Source organism: Candidatus Bathyarchaeota archaeon, from assembly GCA_026014735.1.
Taxonomy (GTDB): domain Archaea; phylum Thermoproteota; class Bathyarchaeia; order Bathyarchaeales; family Bathycorpusculaceae; genus Bathycorpusculum.
Genome location: JAOZHT010000004.1, coordinates 214,985 through 231,340, shown reverse-complemented (window position 1 = coordinate 231,340; position 16,356 = coordinate 214,985). Strand labels below are relative to the sequence as shown.

At 53.5% G+C, this 16,356-nt stretch carries 17 protein-coding genes; 9 read left to right on the top strand and 8 right to left on the bottom strand.

The features are described from left to right. The first annotated feature begins 109 nt into the window (after positions 1–109). The 3 genes from NWE93_13720 to NWE93_13710 all read left to right on the top strand — a co-directional run bounded on the left by NWE93_13720 (position 110) and on the right by NWE93_13710 (position 2,574). Positions 110–760, top strand: a complete 651-nt coding sequence (locus NWE93_13720; protein MCW4001287.1) for a DUF996 domain-containing protein — start codon at positions 110–112, stop codon at positions 758–760. Between the two features lie 12 nt (positions 761–772). Next, a complete protein-coding gene (locus NWE93_13715; protein ID MCW4001286.1) occupies positions 773–1,363 on the top strand; it encodes a hypothetical protein in 591 nt (196 codons plus the stop codon). A gap of 80 nt (positions 1,364–1,443) precedes the next feature. Beyond that, complete coding sequence (locus tag NWE93_13710) at positions 1,444–2,574, top strand: ATP-NAD kinase family protein (protein ID MCW4001285.1); 1,131 nt, start codon at positions 1,444–1,446, stop codon at positions 2,572–2,574. 1 nt (position 2,575) lies between these two features. Here the strand turns inward: NWE93_13710 and NWE93_13705 are convergent, their stop codons facing one another. After that, positions 2,576–2,962, bottom strand: a complete 387-nt coding sequence (locus NWE93_13705) for a hypothetical protein (protein MCW4001284.1) — start codon at positions 2,960–2,962, stop codon at positions 2,576–2,578. A 112-nt stretch (positions 2,963–3,074) separates the two neighbouring features. Between NWE93_13705 and NWE93_13700 the strand changes: the two genes are divergently transcribed. Both NWE93_13700 and NWE93_13695 read left to right on the top strand, forming a co-directional pair. Continuing rightward, positions 3,075–4,202, top strand: a complete 1,128-nt coding sequence (locus tag NWE93_13700; GenBank protein MCW4001283.1) for a DegT/DnrJ/EryC1/StrS family aminotransferase — start codon at positions 3,075–3,077, stop codon at positions 4,200–4,202. Positions 4,203–4,307: 105 nt separating this feature from the next. Continuing rightward, positions 4,308–4,694 carry a cyclophilin-like fold protein gene (locus tag NWE93_13695; GenBank protein ID MCW4001282.1) on the top strand — a complete coding sequence of 129 codons (387 nt, stop codon included), beginning with the start codon at positions 4,308–4,310 and terminating at the stop codon, positions 4,692–4,694. Here the strand turns inward: NWE93_13695 and NWE93_13690 are convergent. The 3 genes from NWE93_13690 to NWE93_13680 are packed head-to-tail and all read right to left on the bottom strand — an operon-like array spanning position 4,691 to position 7,068. After that, complete coding sequence (locus tag NWE93_13690; protein ID MCW4001281.1) at positions 4,691–5,170, bottom strand: hypothetical protein; 480 nt, start codon at positions 5,168–5,170, stop codon at positions 4,691–4,693. The two genes, NWE93_13695 and NWE93_13690, sit on opposite strands and share 4 nt — an antisense overlap. 45 nt (positions 5,171–5,215) lie before the next feature. Then, positions 5,216–5,542 carry a hypothetical protein gene (locus NWE93_13685; protein MCW4001280.1) on the bottom strand — a complete coding sequence of 109 codons (327 nt, stop codon included), beginning with the start codon at positions 5,540–5,542 and terminating at the stop codon, positions 5,216–5,218. A gap of 35 nt (positions 5,543–5,577) precedes the next feature. Further along, on the bottom strand, positions 5,578–7,068 hold the full coding sequence (locus tag NWE93_13680) for a radical SAM protein (GenBank protein ID MCW4001279.1): 1,491 nt from the start codon (positions 7,066–7,068) through the stop codon (positions 5,578–5,580). Between the two features lie 106 nt (positions 7,069–7,174). Between NWE93_13680 and NWE93_13675 the strand changes: the two genes are divergently transcribed. The 3 genes from NWE93_13675 to NWE93_13665 all read left to right on the top strand — a co-directional run bounded on the left by NWE93_13675 (position 7,175) and on the right by NWE93_13665 (position 10,369). Then, positions 7,175–7,927, top strand: a complete 753-nt coding sequence (locus NWE93_13675) for a hypothetical protein (GenBank protein ID MCW4001278.1) — start codon at positions 7,175–7,177, stop codon at positions 7,925–7,927. Between the two features lie 123 nt (positions 7,928–8,050). Next, entirely contained in the window at positions 8,051–9,073 is a 1,023-nt protein-coding gene (gene gap, locus NWE93_13670; protein ID MCW4001277.1) for a type I glyceraldehyde-3-phosphate dehydrogenase, read from the top strand. A 63-nt stretch (positions 9,074–9,136) separates the two neighbouring features. Continuing rightward, positions 9,137–10,369 (top strand): phosphoglycerate kinase, encoded by a 1,233-nt coding sequence (locus NWE93_13665; GenBank protein ID MCW4001276.1) that lies wholly within the window; start codon positions 9,137–9,139, stop codon positions 10,367–10,369. Here the strand turns inward: NWE93_13665 and NWE93_13660 are convergent. The 4 genes from NWE93_13660 to NWE93_13645 form a co-directional block, all read right to left on the bottom strand. After that, on the bottom strand, positions 10,366–10,836 hold the full coding sequence (locus NWE93_13660; protein MCW4001275.1) for an Ig-like domain-containing protein: 471 nt from the start codon (positions 10,834–10,836) through the stop codon (positions 10,366–10,368). The two genes, NWE93_13665 and NWE93_13660, sit on opposite strands and share 4 nt — an antisense overlap. Positions 10,837–11,153: 317 nt before the next feature. Then, complete coding sequence (locus NWE93_13655; protein ID MCW4001274.1) at positions 11,154–11,507, bottom strand: hypothetical protein; 354 nt, start codon at positions 11,505–11,507, stop codon at positions 11,154–11,156. Continuing rightward, entirely contained in the window at positions 11,470–12,213 is a 744-nt protein-coding gene (locus tag NWE93_13650; GenBank protein ID MCW4001273.1) for a right-handed parallel beta-helix repeat-containing protein, read from the bottom strand. Before NWE93_13650 ends, NWE93_13655 begins: the two co-directional genes overlap by 38 nt. A 101-nt stretch (positions 12,214–12,314) precedes the next feature. Next, positions 12,315–13,265, bottom strand: a complete 951-nt coding sequence (locus NWE93_13645) for a hypothetical protein (protein ID MCW4001272.1) — start codon at positions 13,263–13,265, stop codon at positions 12,315–12,317. 488 nt (positions 13,266–13,753) lie between these two features. Between NWE93_13645 and NWE93_13640 the strand changes: the two genes are divergently transcribed. Further along, positions 13,754–16,354 carry a cation-transporting P-type ATPase gene (locus NWE93_13640; GenBank protein ID MCW4001271.1) on the top strand — a complete coding sequence of 867 codons (2,601 nt, stop codon included), beginning with the start codon at positions 13,754–13,756 and terminating at the stop codon, positions 16,352–16,354. Positions 16,355–16,356 lie beyond the last annotated feature (2 nt).

Here is a 16,356-nt window from a genome sequence, read left to right as displayed (position 1 = left end):
TCTAACCCTTAGAGTCCCCCCTCTAAACGATAGTGTCGGGCTTCTAAATGTTAGGGCTATATCCAAACCCCACATTAATGGTTACATCCGAAAATCGGAGGAAAACAAAATGAACGTGAACTTCCAATACAGCAAAACATTAGCCATTGAAGGATCAATCCTTCTATTGCTCGGTTTAATTCCAACCGTGGGGTGGGTGCTGGGTATAATCGGCATAGTCCTGCTCCTTAGAGCAACAAAAGAACTATCCTACTACTACCAGGACGAAAGCATCAACCGTAACGCCTGGACTGGCCTCAAATACTACATAATCGCTTTGATCGCGGCGGCGGTGGCAATCAGCGTCGGGGTAATCAGCTTTGCAACCACAGGGCTGATGGCGGGCGCGCCATTCTCGTTTGCCGCAGGCATCGTAGGCGGCATAGTCGCAATCATAGTGGGGCTAATCATAGCCTTCATATTCTACGTGCTGGCAGCGGTGCACCTGAGAAAAGCATACGAAACCTTAGCGCAGAAGACCGGTGAAGGCTCATTCAACACTGCGGGAACACTGCTCATGCTCGGGGCATACCTAACATTGCTATTCGGCGTCGGCTTAATCCTCATCTTCGTCTCCTGGATATTCGTGATAATAGGCTTCTCCAGCATGAAGCCCCGCGAATACCAACCCTACCCGGGCCAAAACGGCAACGGGTACCCCCAGCCGCCTCCAGCGCCTCAGCCCCAATCCACTCCCCAAAACGGGCAAACAGCCATCTAGGAGCAAAACGCCATGACACAACAAACCCCCATCCGCACTGAAGCAGACTGGTCCGGTTTTATGCGTAAACACTGGGCTGCCTTCGCCGCTTTCATAGCCGCCGCAATCCTGGCTGTCGCCGGCGCAGTCTACGTGTTTGTCTGGTTTACAGGCAACATTCAAGCCTCCGGTTTGGTGCCTTCGATGCTTGGTCTATGGTCCATGGGCGACATAGTCACTTTCATCTTGCATGGCATCTTCTGGGAACTGCTGCTGATCGGCATCCCCGCAGCCGTGGGCGCAGTCATCGGCTATGTCTGGTGGCGAGGTGTGTCCCAAGCAGAGAAAAGCAGCTATAACCTCTCAGGCAAAAAGCAGCACGGCAAAAAATCCAATGCAGGAGGCGCCATCTCGCCGCTGCTCTTCATCGCCTTTGCCCTTAAAGTCTACGTGGACGGAAACTGGAACCAAGCCATCGCAAGCTGGAGCCTCGACTACGTGGTCGGCTCGATGGTTACGATACTGATCTGGATAGCTGCAATCCTGGCAATCCCCGGCGTGATAGTGCTGGTCTGGTGGGTAACCCGCGGCAGACACAGCCGCCCCCACTCCTCCCCCCTTTGAGGTGGAACCCATGGCGGACGACCAAAGCTTTCTCTTTTTATTAATGCCCCACACCTATCTACTACACAGGTTAACCCAATTTGACAGCCAAAGCCATACCCACCAAAACCCTCGGCTTCATAGTCAACCCCATCGCAGGCATGGGCGGCGCCGTCGGACTCAAAGGCACAGACGGCAAACAGATTCTCCAGCAAGCCCTCGAACGGGGCGCTAAACCCATCGCCTCGCAACGCGCCGAAACCTTCCTCTGTGAACTCTCAAACGCTAAACCCCACCTAAGGCTGGTGGTGGGCGCTGGCGAAATGGGCGAGGCAGAAGCCAAACATCAGGGCTACAGCTACACCGTGGTGGGCCAGGCTAAAACCGAAACCAGCGCAGCCGACACGGCGTCAAATGCCAAAGCCATCTTGGAGGCAGGGGTGGATTTGCTTGTTTACTGCGGCGGAGACGGAACAACCCGCGACATCCAAAAAGCCATAGATCTTAAGCTGCCCGCGTTGGGGGTTCCCACGGGTGTGAAGATGCATAGTGCGCTTTTCGCTATCAGTCCCCAAGCCGCGGCAGGTGTGGTTATCCGTTACCTGTGGGGTGGCTTGCCAATTCGGGAAGCCGAGGTGATGGATATTGATGAGGAAGCCTTCCGTGCGGGGCGGCTCTCCGCGGAACTCTATGGCTACATGCTAAGTCCTTTTGAGCCGCATCTGATTCAGGGCAACAAGATGCAGAGCCCAATCACCGAGGATGAAGTTGAAAACCAAGCCGCCATCGCACTCGGCGTCATTGAGGAAATGCAGCCCAATGTGCTCTACATTGTGGGTCCGGGGTCAACCACCCGCACCGTCGCCGACCTGCTTGACCAGAAAAAAACCTTGCTGGGCGTAGACGTGTTTTTAGATAAAAAAATAGTTGCCAAAGACGTTAACGAAACCCGGCTTCTTGAGTTAACCCACGGTAAACCCACAAAAATCATCGTGACCCCCATCGGCGGGCAAGGCTTCATCTTCGGCAGGGGCAATCAGCAGATAAGCAGCCGTGTTATCCGCCAAGTCGGCTTAGACAACATCACCGTCATCGCCACCAAAAGCAAGCTGGATAAACTTAAGAGTCTACGGGTGGACACCGGCGACTCCGAGTTGGATTGCCTCTTTAAAGCTCGGGGCGTCAATGTCGTCGCCGATTACAAGACCACTCAGATCTTAACGGTGGAGTAGGCTACTTCCACTCCCAGATTTTCCCGACCCAGTTATCCGCCATATCCGTCTGGTACTCATGCAACGCGACGATGCGGTTTAGCCTCATAAGCTTCTCAGAGGTGGTTGCCTGGATGGATGCCGCCCGGGTGGCGCCGCCCTCGCCGCTGGGGTAGCCAACTGCGTTGCCCTGCAGAATCACTGATTCGCCGCTTGCAATCGTTATGACGCTGTTAACCCTGCCTACAAAGAGCCCGTTCTGCATGGTTCCCACTGAGGTGCTCACGACGTAGGCGTCTATCCCCAGGATTTTTCCCATGCCCTGTCCCGAAGTCTCCACTTTTCCGTTGTCCAGCACGCGGTAAACCGTGTTTCTGCCTTTGAACTCACCGATTAATTCACCTAACAAATTTCTTCCCCATGCCAAGTTGAGGCAACGCCCAGATTAGCCTATGTGACTGTAGCCTGGCAACCACGAATCTGCTGGCAGCGAGATAAGTGAAATATAGCAGCGCCACGTAATGCTACAAAGTGAGGCACATAAAGTGATACCCATCAACAAGCCATCAACCGACGAAGCAGAAGTTCAAGCTGTCCTAGAAGTTATGCGTAAAGGACCCCTGACTAACGCACTCGGCGCAGGTCCCCAGGTGACTGCATTCGAGAAGAGCTTTGCAGAATTCACAGGCGCAAAGCACGCCGTTGCAGTTAACACCGGCACCGCTGCTCTGCACGCCGCCGTGATGGCTGTGGGCGTTAAACGCGACGACGAAGTCATCGTGCCCAGCTTCACCTTTGTCGCCACCGCCGAATCCGTTGTGCTCGCAGGCGGCCGCCCCGTGTTTGCTGATATTGACCCCCAAACCTACACGCTCTCGCCGGAGGCAGTGGAGAAGGCAGTCACAGAGAAAACCAAGGCTATCTTGCCCGTGGACCTCTACGGTTACTCCGCGGATATGGAGCCGCTGCGTGAAATCGCCCAAAAACATGGATTAGCCATTGTGGAAGATGCCGCGCAGGCGCATGGCACAACCTACATGGGTAAACCCGCAGGCGCATATTCGGATGCGGCATGCTGGAGCCTCTATGCCAGCAAAAACATGATGACTGGCGAGGGCGGAGTCGTCACCACCAACAGCGACGAAATCGACGAAACCCTCCGTATGATCCGCACCCACGGCGAAAAAGCCAAGTACGCCTCGCTTATCTTGGGCACTAACTACCGCATGTCCGAGTTGCAAGCCGCCATCGGCAACGTGCAGATGCATAAAATCGCCCAGTTCATCGCTAAACGCCGCGAGAACGCCCGGCAGCTTACCAAAATCCTTGCGAAGAGCAGCAGGCTGGTTTTGCCCACTGAATCCGAGGATAGACTGCACAGCTGGTACCTCTACACGGCGCGGCTAAAGGATGCCTCTGAGGAGGAACGCAACAAGCTGCTATCTGACCTTAAAGCTAAAGGCATCGGCGCCGAAGCCTACTATGTGAATCCGGTGCATCTGATGCCGTTTTACAAAACCAACTATCCGGGACCCACCTTGCCCCAGACGGATTGCGCCTCAAAGCAGGTGTTCTCTCTGCCCATCCACCCCGCCGTGACTGCTGAAGAGATAAGTTTCATCGGAGAAACCGTCCTGAGTCTACTCTAAGCTGGCTGCTTGAATCGGCTACTGTAAGAGTTAAATGATACTTTCACTACTATACTCTATAATCCGCATTGGTTTATGGGTTATTTTCAAAGGAGAATGCCACATTTGAGTAACGATGAAGACGTCTCTCGCATAAAAATCAAGTTCATCCTCGAAGGGTTAGGAGAAGCAGAAGGCGAACTCGTCAGGTTCCTAGCGCCCCGCACCATAGACACAATCGTACGCAAGTTACCTATAGAGGGCAGGGTTGCATTCTACAAGGAAGAAATCTACTTTGAAACCCCGCTTAAGATGGGTGAAGAAAAAGCTAAAGCAAACGTGGAAGCAGGCACCATCGCGTTTTGGCCCATGGGCAGCGCCATCTGTGTCTTCTACGGCAAATCACAGCCCTACAGTCCAGTGTCGATTCTTGGAAAAGTAACCAGCAACCTAGACCTGTTTAAGCAGGTTAAAAGCGGCTCAACCATAAAAGTGCAGTTGCTGAATGCTTAGAAATTCAGGTGCCCCTCACGCCACTGCCCAAGCAGCCGCGTGCATTCCTCTTTAACTGAGGCATCTTGACTTTTCTTTTCAAGCGCCTCTAAAAAATCGATGCGTTTTTGGATGGAGCGTTTCTCGGCGGCGCCGCCATAGTAGAGTTTGCCCTCCAAATACTCGGACATGCTGAAGGCTTTCTGTATGAACAGGCTTGCGGCGTCCACGGGGTTTTCAACGGCGTATTTGTTTGCCCAAATCGCGACTTCTGTTTGCCGCAGCTGGGTCATGCCGTCGATTTCGCGTATAACTCGGATGTAGGTTTGCAGGTAAGGATAGTAGCCTGCGGTTTTAATGTGCTCAAGTGCCTGCTGGACTTTCTTTGAGAATTCTGCTTCGCCCTCAACTGTGAGTGTGTGCTTGTAGCCCTTGTCAACCATAGCTTTGGCTGCTTTAAGCTCTTTTTGCGTGTACACTTTATCGGGGAAACTCAATTTTGTTTACTCCAAAAGAAATGATTGAATAAAGTTGGGATGCAGCTATGCTGCTGGCTTGTAGATTTTCAGGGTATGACTGCCTGATACAAGCTGTATGGCGCCCATGCCTTCAAGCTGCTCGAGGAAGTCTTTAGCTGCGCTGATGCGTATGCCGTAGCGTGTTGCAACCGCGTATGGCGTCAGCACGTTCATCTTTTTGACTTCAGCGACGACTTTGCCGTCCTTCACGTCTGGAGCCATGATGCTGACGGTTGTTTTCTTCTGAGGCGGTCCTGCCTTCTCTTTTTTCTTTGCTTCTTTGTCAGCTGTGGCTTTGTCTTCCTGCTGCTTTTCCATCTGCTTTATGCCAAGCTTCTTTTTTCCACCCATTGATTTCACCTTGCCGTTTCTTTAATTCTGCCCTTCTAGATAGTCTGGCTTATTTCAACCTTATGTTTGTTTTGCCACTCTTTGATGGGTACGCCAAGTTTCTTCTCCACTTCAGCCCTATGTATCGAGTTCATGGTGCAGAAAGGTATGATGCGTCCATCTGGCACAGCATAGTGGATAACGCAGCGTGACACGCGTTCGAGGTCAAAGTTGTAGGGGTCCATGAAGTGCATCGAGGAAATAAGCACGGCGTTGCGGGCAAAGTCACCTAGCGATTTGTAGTCGCCTTCCAGAAGCACTTTGAGGACGTATTTGCGTAGGAATCCAAAGCTGATGTGGCGTGCGGAGCCTGCGAGGCGGATTTTGGCTTTGCTCTTGTTGCCTTTGGCTGCGTCCTCGTAGACGCCTTTGAGGGTGCCTACGAATTTATCGATGTTGCCGTAGTGGGTGATGGGCGTGATTTTGCCGTTTTCGATGAACACGAAGGTTGCCATGCCGCAGTGGGGATGCGCGGTGAATTCGACGTAGCGTTTATCTTTGATGGCTCCAACGGCTTTAGAAACCGGAACCACCACGGGAACAGGGTAGAAGTCGCCGACTTTGATTACGCCGCCGGTTTGTTCCTCGACTTTCTTCATGAAGTCAGGGATGGTTATGCGCATTTTTTCTCGCTCATCTGGCGGTAGGCGCCCGCAGAGTGAGACAGGCTGCACGTTTATGCATCGGATAACATCGCTGTTTTTAGCGGCGAAATTGATGATGTCGCCGAGTTGGCCGTCGTTAACACCTTTAACTAAGGTTACGACGAGGACGGCGCTGTTCCAGCCAGCTGCACGCAGATTCTCAACAGCCTTCATTTTTATATCCAGCAAGTCCACGCCGCGGATATACTTGTAGACGTCTGGTGTTAAGCCGTCGAACTGCAGATAAATGGTGCTGACTCCTGCTTCTTTGAGTTCCTTGCAGTACTCGACGTCTTGGCTGATGCGGAGCCCGTTGGTGTTGACTTCAACATGGTTGAAGCCGAGTTCCTTGGCTTTGTGCACCATCGCGGGGAGTTCCTTGCGGATAGTGGGTTCTCCGCCGCTGAACTGAAGCGCCTGCGCCGGCACCGGTTTGGTTGCCCGCAGATTCTCCAGCATACCCACAACCTGCTCCATCGTGGGTTCATAGACGTAGCCAGCGTAGTTGGCGTTGGCGAAGCAGACTGGGCATTTGAGGTTGCAGCGGTTAGTGATGTCGATTATGGCCAACGCCGTGTGGGAGTGATGTTCGGGGCATATTCCGCAGTCATAGGGGCAACCCCGACTCTTTTCGGTTCGGGGGTTCTCCACGCCTGTGCCTTCGCTGCGGAAGCTTTCAGCGCGGACATATTGGTCGTAGTCGGACCAGTAGAGTTCCTCGAAGTGCCCATGCTCTGCGCAGTCTTTTTTGATGAAGACTTTGCCGTCGTTTTCGAAGATGACTGCGTCAATCGGCTTTAGGCATTCGGGGCAGATGCTTTTTGTCGGTTTAATATCTTTCATGCACAATTTGCCTTCTGTCAGGTAAGCGTTATTTTCGAAGTGCTTAAGAGCAGAGTAACGATAATAATGTTTCCAAACGTTTCCTAAGGTGATTGAGGGGAAAAGCATGGCTGTAAACGAGCAGACCCGAGTTGCGCTACGAGAAATGGGTTTAAACGCCTACGAAATAGACACCTACCTTGCCCTGCTGGAGGGTGGACAGATGACGGCTATGGAAGTCAGCCAGCAAGCCAACGTGCCCTACAGCAAAATGTATGAGGTCCTCAACAGCTTAAAAGAGAAAGACTGGATAAAAAGCAGCGAAAGCCGCCCCTTCAAATACCATCCCGTGCCGCCGCTGGAAGCTGCCCGCTCCACCAAAATCCGCCTTGAAGACAAATACGCCCAGTGGGAAAACACCGTTGCAGAGAGCCTGCAGCCCCTCTACGAGAAACGTGAACTCGTTGAGCGCCCTGACATGCTGATTCTGCGGGGGCAACAGGCGGTGCTAACTAAGCTTGAGGAGGTACTCAAGAAGGCATCTGTGGAAATCGTCATTGCTGCACCCGAGTTTGCTAAGCCCGTGATTGCGTTGGCTGAGCCGATGCTGGGGGGTGGTTTGAAGAAGTCGGTTACGGTGAAGTTGATGGCGGCGGGTAAAAAAGAGGATTGGCAGTTTCTTAAGAAATTCAGTGGGCTGGGGGAGCTGCGGATTCGTGACCACATGTTCGGCGGCGGCGTCATCTCAGACGGCAAAGAAGCCATGCTGTTCCTCGGCGAGGATAAACCGAGCCTTGTGATTTGGAGCAACCACGTGGGATTGGTGGGGTTTGCGCGGGAGTACTTCCAGTTCCTGTGGGCTTCCTCAGAGACCACATAGAACCCTCCCGGCGCCTCCCCGATGTTGCTTGGCGCTTGGTTAGTTGCGCCTGATTTTGTGGTTGTCAAAAAATTAATAAACTTAGATTCGATTTTACAAGCATACTTATAGGTGAAACAGTTTATGGCGATAAAAGTTGGAATCAACGGTTTTGGAAGAATCGGCAGACTCATCTACCGAGCAGCCATCGAAAAAAACGCTAACATCGATTTTGTTGCAGTAAACGATTTAGCAGACGCAAAAACCAATGCGACCCTGCTAAAATATGACTCCGTGCATGGACGCTTTCCCGGCACCGTCGAGGCAAAGGGAAACGACCTCGTCGTCAACGGTAAAGTCCTCAAATGCATCCAGGAACGTGACCCCGCCAATTTGCCCTGGAAGCAGCTTGGCGTCTACCTTGCCGTTGAAAGCACGGGCTTATTCACTAACCGCGAAGGCGCCTCCAAGCACCTGGCAGCAGGAGCAAAAAAAGTGCTCATCTCTGCGCCCGCCAAGGACCCTGACAGAACCATCGTTTTGGGCGTAAACGACGAAACCTACAACCCCGAAACAGACAACATCCTCTCCAACGCAAGCTGCACCACCAACGCGCTTGCCCCAATCAGCAAAGTCCTCGCAGACAGCTTCGGCTTAGAGAAAGCCTTCATGACCACCTGCCACAGCTACACCAACGACCAGCGCATCCTCGACACCGTCCACAAGGACCTCCGCCGCGCGCGTTCCGCAGCCATCAACATCATCCCCACCAGCACCGGCGCAGCTAAAGCCATCGGGGAAGTGCTGCCTGATTGCAGTGGTAAAATGAACGGCATCTCTTTGCGTGTGCCAACACCCGACGTATCCATCGTGGATTTAACCGCGGTTTTAGGCAAGGAAGTCACTAAAGCCGAAATCAACGCTGCCATGAAGAGCGCCGCCGAGGGTGAACTCAAAGGTATCCTCCAATACACCGAGGACCCCATCGTGTCAAGTGACGTTTTGCACAGCACCTACAGCAGCGTCTTTGACGCCGAGTTAACGATGGTTCTGGGCGAGAAAAGCAACTTTGTGAAGGTCTTCTCGTGGTATGATAACGAGTGGGGCTTTAGCAACCGCATGGTTGACTTCATCGAGCTCGTCGGCAAAAAAGCAGGCTTAGCCTAAGCGGCAAGCTTTAAATTTTCTTTCTTTTCCTTTTTGTCTATAGCGCTAACATGAGTGATAGGCATGCCCAAATACAAAACCCTCGACGATTTTGACGTAAAAAACAAGACTGTTCTTGTCCGTGTAGACTTCAACTCAGAAATTGATCCCCAAACCAAAAAAGTCGCCTCTGACGTGCGAATCCGCGCCCACGCAGAAACCACCCTTGCTGAACTCGCCCAACGCGGCGCCAAGGTAGTGGTGATTGCGCATCAGGGCCGCAAAGGCGACGCCGACTACACCAGCCTTGAAAGCCACACTGAAGTGCTCCAAGGCATCCTCCAGTGCCCCGTGAAGTACGTCGATGACCTCTTCGGCGACAAAGCCAAAGCAGCCATCAAAGCCCTGCAAAGCGGCGAAATCTTGGTGTTGGAGAACGTGCGGGGCTGGGACGGGGAAACCAAAAGCGGAAGCCCCGAGGTGCAATCCCAAACCGCCTTGGTGCAGAATCTGGCTCCGTTGGCGGACCTGTTTGTCTCCGATGCCTTCTCAGCAGCTCATCGCGGCCACGTCTCAATGGTGGGTTTCACTGCGGTTTTGCCCTCAGCGGCGGGGCGCATCATGCAGCGTGAGTTGACTTCGCTTAGCAAGATCGTGGAGTCCCCTGAGCATCCTTGCGTCTACGTGATGGGCGGCGCCAAAGCCGACGACAGCCTCGAAATCAGCAAGTACGTGCTGGGCAAAGGCATAGCGGACTACATTTTGGTGGGCGGCGTCACCTCGCAGTTGTTTCTGACGGCTAAGGGGGTTCCGCTGGGCAAGCCCGCTATGGAGTTTCTCGCCAAAAAAGAGCTGCTGCAGTATGTGGACGGCATCAAAGAGTTGATGGCGCAGTACCCCACAAAAATCGTGGTGCCAACTGATCTTGCATTGAACTTTGGTGGTAGCCGCAAAGAAATCGATTTATCCACTTTCCCCACGGATTACCAGATATTTGACATCGGACACCAAACCGCCGCAGCCTACGCCCAAATCATCTCGCAGGCCAAATCCATCGTGGTCAGCGGCCCCATGGGCGTCTACGAGGATCCCCAGTTCTGCTACGGCACCCAAACCGTGTTCCAGGCCATCGCAGAAAGCAAAGCCTTCAGCTTGGCAGGCGGCGGAAACACCATCGCAGCCATCCAGGAGTATGGATTGGGCGGCAAACTCGGCTACATCAGCACCGCAGGCGGCGCACTCATCGAGTTTTTGATGGGTAAGAAGCTGCCGGGTGTGGTGGCGCTGGAGAATGCATCTCAGAGCAAGAAAATCTAGTTTTTCCCTTTTTTAGCTTCCTTTTTATTAACCCACATCAGCAGTGCCACAAGCGAAACCGCCACAGCCACAATAACCACAGCGATTATCACCCAGATAGAACCCAGCGAGAACTCGACGAAGTTGCGGTCTGCCTGCGCCACAAAGGTTTGCCCCTGGGCATTGTATGCGACGGCTTTTACGGTGTGTTCTCCGAGGCTGAAGTCTGCGGTGTTAAAGCTCCACTTGTAGGGGGAGGCGGTGATGTTCTGCTGGAGCTCGTCGTCGAGGTAGAATTCGACGCGTTCAACGTCGGAGGAGACTTCTGCGGTTAGGGTCCACTGACCGCCAATGTCGTTTCCCATGCCGTAGCCGTTGTTCTTGTACCAGCTCAAGCTTGCGGTTGGAGCAGCCAGGGCAGCCGCAGATGACACGGCTAGGACCGTGCAGATTATGCATATGCAGACGAGTTTGGTGCTGAGTTTCAATATGTTTCCCTCTCACCGCTCCTATATGCAGGGGCAAAAAATAAACTTCTCGCACCCAAACCAAGCTTCCGAATGCAACTGTTAGCTAACTGATGCAGCGGTATGCAAGCAGAGCAGCCATATTTCCTGTACTGGTAAACAGATAGATCAGACACGTTTGCTCCTGCCCGTCTATCCCCCCTCTATTTATACTGCCCATAGTTTCCGCATAAATTCAAATGGACACGTTTTCCGCTATGCCGCCTGGAAAGGTGGGCGGGGCTGAGGCGGCTTGTTTTGTGAATTCCACTCTGCTTACCCCAAAAGCACCTCACCTATCACGCGGGTTTTGCTCTTCGACGCAGCACAAAAACCCCAACAGCCAAGCCCACAGAAGCCGCCGTCGCCGCCAACACCGCAACCTGCAACCAACCTAACCCCAAAAAGCCCTCTGGGACGGTTTGTGTTTGGCTGGGCATGGGGGTTGGGGTAGGCGGGGAAGTTGGGGTGGAAAGGGAATGGAATTCTGTAGGTAGGGCGGGTGTCTCCGGGTTGGGTGCATTTAGGTAAGGCACAAAATTAATTCCCCCTTGGTAGCGGTCATCGTGATACAGCGTTTGACCTATCTCACTTGTGTAGCTTGTGCCCCACCAATTATTTAGTGCGTCTATGTATGAGATGCGGGTTCTCAAAATTGTACTTGCTGTTGTTGTAGATGTTGTTATATTGCGCTATGCATCGGTAACATTCGATTCCTATAACGTTTTGTGTAACTGTATTATTTTTGATAAGGGGTTCTCCATCGCCGTTTGTTATGCCCACCGAATTGTTGAAAATTGCGTTTCCGATAATTTCTGACTGCTGTTCAACACCCGTAAACAGGTATATTCCATTTTGGCAATTGTAGATTAGGTTTTGTTTGATTGAGGCAGAGCTAACCCCCAGATAAATGTAGATGCCATCTGAGAAGTTGCCGACTATCTCATTGCCTGAAACATCCGCGTGGATTCCCTGCAGGTAAATGTTAGGAACGCTGCTCTTGGAAAATATCGTATTGTCTGTGATGGTTACTGGTCCTTCTTTGGCGTCGGCGTGGATTCCGTCCTCAATCACGTTGCCGATAAAAGTGGGAGAGCCGCCTTTAACGATGACTCGGTTGTGGACGGTGCAATTCTGGATTGTTGGGTAGCCGCCGTTGATAGTTAGGTTATCGATGATTTCGTTGGCAATCAACGGTGAACCAGACGTGATATTGTAGTTTTCTGCAATGACCTCGGGGGGTTCTGGTGTGTCAACGGTTGCAGGCATCTGCGGGTTGCCTGAAAAGTTAACGATAACGGCGACGCTGCAGAGCAGAACCGCCAACGCCAACAATGCTGCCTGCAATTTACTCTTCATAGCTATCAAGCGTTGTTTGGCTGGTGGCAATAAAAGCGTATTCGTCAAATTTTCTTGACTAAGCCGACGGCTGTTCAGTCAAAGTTTCTTGACTGCGCCTTTTAGGAACCATAAGGCTGCTGCTTTTTTCTGTAGTGGACCACTAAACCAGCAGCCGCAACCACGGCGGCCACGGAGGCAACCGCGGCAATTTCAAGGAGTACATCTGCTGCTTGGGCAGGCGGGTTTATGCTGAAGCTGATTGTCTGCGAGGTCCCCATGTTTCCCGAGTTATCCCAGGCGTAGACTGTAATGTTGTGCTCGCCGATGGTCAAACCTGTTAGGGTCTGGTTTCCCTCGGTGCATAGGGCTTCACTGTTGTCTATGCTGTAGGTTGCTTGTGAGATGGGTTCGTTAACTGAGAAATTCAAGGGTAGGCTCGCGGTGGTGTATTGGCTGGCGGTTGGGCAAAGGATGGCTATGTCGGGTGGGGTGTGGTCAACTGTGTAGGTTACTGTTTTGGAGATTGCTATCCACAGGGGGTCAAAATATGACAGATAGTTCTGTTGTGCTCTCACCCAGACGGTTAACGTGTGGGTTGACCCCTCGGACCACATCGGCAAAGTTACTGTTCCATGATAGATGTTTTCCCGCTGGGTAAAATTGATGTCTATGCAGCTGTGGCTACGCAAGGCGGATTCGGCGCCGTAAAAGTCAGAGGCGCTATTCTTGCCGAAAAGCCACAGTGCATTATCCATCCCGTCCTCGTAGTCTACGGCGACGCCAGCGTCAAAGTACGCTTCTAAAAGGCCCGCTTGTCCCCTTTGATGGTACGCTGTGGTGTTTATCAGGGGGCCGTTTTGGATTTTGAAGGGCGAGGATACTTGCAGGGTAAAGTTGAATGTGGTGGCGTTTGCTTGGTTTACTATTGACTCCACGGTTATGGTTATGTTTGGGGTTTGGTTGTATGATGCGTAAACGGTTGTGTCACCGTAAATTTTAGGTTCACAGGAAGAGTTGCCTGCTGTTGCCGCCGCTGCTTGAATCAGCAGAAATACGCAGATTAGCAGCACCCACCTAGCCTTGTTTGTTACAGCCAACTTTAATCGTAGAAGCCCTCTGCCGCTTACAGTTTAAATGCTTTTTTGTCTATGTTTCTTGACTAAACGAGTTCTGTAAGTCAAGAATTCCTTAGACGTACAAACTCAGATGCTGCGGGCTATATCTTGGATTTTTTTTAACTTTGCCCCTCGTTGTGATTGGGTTTTTGTTCTGCTTGTGGTTTGCTCCACAACCAACCAGCAATCTGCCTTAACGTCTGATGCCAAAATGCATTGTTTTACTCAATCCGCGGGTTGTTGTTGTGTAAAGAGGGGTCCCCCACAACAACTATAGAAGAAAGGCTGACCGCAGCTTTCCAACGCGGTAATATGGAAAATGGACAAAAATAATTAAAAACGCCGTTTGCAGCCACCGAAATTTCCCGTGATTGGTTACGCAAGCTTTTTAGGGCGTGCCCTCTCGCAGATTAACCATTGCCCGCTAACTTTACGGTGCCCTGATGAGTCAAGCCTACAGCAAGCCAACCCAAGAAGCGGTTTCCGCGTTAGGCTCCAATGCAGAGCAGGGGCTAAGCATGCAGGAGGCAGCATCGCGGCTTGGCAAATACGGCGGCAACGTGCTGGTGGAGCAGCAGCAAATCCGCTTTCTGGGCATCTTGAAAGAGGAAATCACCGAACCCATGATTCTGCTACTCATCGCCGTCGGCGTCCTCTACAGCATCCTAGGCGGCCTCCAAGACGCCGCAGCCATAATAGTCATCATAATCCTGCTTGTGCTAGCCGAGGTGTGGAATGAGTGGCGCGCCAAACGCTCCATAAATGCGCTGCGGCAGCTTGCGCCACCCACCGCCCTTGTGCTCCGCGACGGCAAAGCCGTGGAGGCAGAGGCAGCGGTTTTGGTGCCCGGCGACGTTTTGCTGCTCCGGGTAGGGCAGAGGGTGCCTGCGGACGCAAGGGTTCTGGAAGCCTTCGGATTTGAGGTCGATGAGTCTTCCCTGACGGGCGAGTCTCTTCCAGTTTCCAAGGACGCCAACGCCGTTTTGCCCCCCGACACCGTTGTAACTGACCAGGCTAACATGGTGTTCGCGGGTACCGTGGTTACGCGGGGCAGAGCTAAAGCGCTGGTTACCCAGACGGGCGCCGCTACGGAGCTGGGTAGAATCTCAGGCATCACCCAAGCCGTCAAGGAGCCAAAGACGCAGCTGCAGCTAGCCATGAAGCATCTTTCTATGTCGCTGGTGTGGGTGGCGCTGTTCTTTGCCGTCCTTATCCCAGTCCTCAGCTACATCCGGGGCTTGCAGCCCAGCGCAGGCGAAGCGGTGCTCTATGGCTTATCCTTGGCGTTCGTAGTTATCCCCGAGGAGCTGCCCATCATCATCACGATGGTTCTGGGCGTAGGCAGCTATGCATTGTCGCGGCGGGGCGCCATAGTGAAGAGGCTTCGGGCAGCAGAAACCTTGGGTAACGTCACAGTTATCGCAACCGACAAAACCGGCACCCTCACCGAGAACAAAATGCGCGTCGAGCACCTCTACTTCGACGGCAAAATCCGGGGCGCAGGCGAATTTGGCGCCAACGAAAACGCCGCGTTACGCACGGGTCTATTGGCCAGCGACGCCATCCACTCCGCAGCTGACCCGCTGGGCAACCCCATGTCCAACGCGATTCTGCAGCGCCTCAAAGAAGCAGGAGCAGACCCCGCAGCTATATCGGAGGGCTGGGTACTGCGGGACGAACTGAGTTTTGATGTGGAGCGCAAGATGGCTTCTTATCTCTACCAGTACGGGGGCTCGCTGGTGGTGCTGTCCAGCGGCGCACCGGAGCATGTTTTGGATAGGGCAACGCGTATGCTTCTGGAGGGTGCAGAGGCGCCACTGACCCCTGAGCTGCGGGTTAACGTGGCGGCGGCGATGGCGCAGATGGCTAAGGCCGGCGAGAGGCTGCTGGCTTTCAGCTACCACCGCATACCCCAAGCCGCCGACAGGGCAATGTGGGAGCAGGATTTGGTGCTGGTGGGCATCGTGAGTTTTGTTGATCCCCCACGCCCCGAGGTCCGCGCCGCCATCGCAGCATGCAAGCGGGCAGGCATCCGAGTCATGATGGTTACCGGCGACCACCCCCAAACCGCCAAAGCCATCGCAGTGCAGGTAGGCATCGATGGCGGCAAAGTGCTCACCGGCGCAGAAATCGCCTCCATGACCGACGCTGACCTGAAAGCCGCCCTCAAAGCCACCTCCATCTACGCGCGCGTCACACCCGAGGATAAACTGCGGCTGGTGCGGCTGCTGCGTGCAAGCGGCGAAGTCGTCGCAGTCACCGGCGATGGAATAAACGATGCGCCATCGCTCAAGGAAGCCCACATAGGCATCGCCATGGGCAAACGGGGAACCGACGTGGCAAAAGAAGCCGCCGACATGATCTTGACCGACGATAACTTCGCCACCATAGAGACCGCCATCAGCGAGGGCCGCCGCCTCTATAGCAACCTGCGTAAGGGCGTACGTTACTATCTTGCCTGCAAGGTGGCGTTGGTATCGATTTTCCTGGTGCCTATCGCATTGGGGATTCCGCTGCCCTTTGCCCCCATCCAAATCATCGTGCTGGAACTCTTCATGGATCTGGCGGCGTCCGCAACCTTCGTCGCGGAACCCATGGAACGCGGCGCCATGCAAAAGCCCCCCGGCAGCCCCCGCGAGCCCTTCATGAACCGCACCATGATGCGCACGCTGACGCTGGGCGCGCTTAGCCTCTTTGCGGCGGTAACCGCCACATACCTCTTCAGCTACTACACCACCCTCGACGTGACCTACGCGCGGAGCATCGCCTTTGCCACCTGGATGCTGGGACACATATTTCTCGCGTTGAATTTCCGCTCCGAAACCCAGCCGCTAATCCGGCAGGGACTGCGCTCGAATCGGGTTATGCTGCTTTGGGCGCTGCTTGCCGTCGCCGTCCTGGCAGTGGCCACCACGCTGCCGCCTATCCAAACCGCGCTGCAGATAACCGCGCTTGAGCCGACGGGTTGGCTGCTGGTTTTTGCGGCGGCGTTTACTTCGACGTTTTGGATGGAGATAGCTAAGCTGCTCCGCGGCAAACTCTAGCG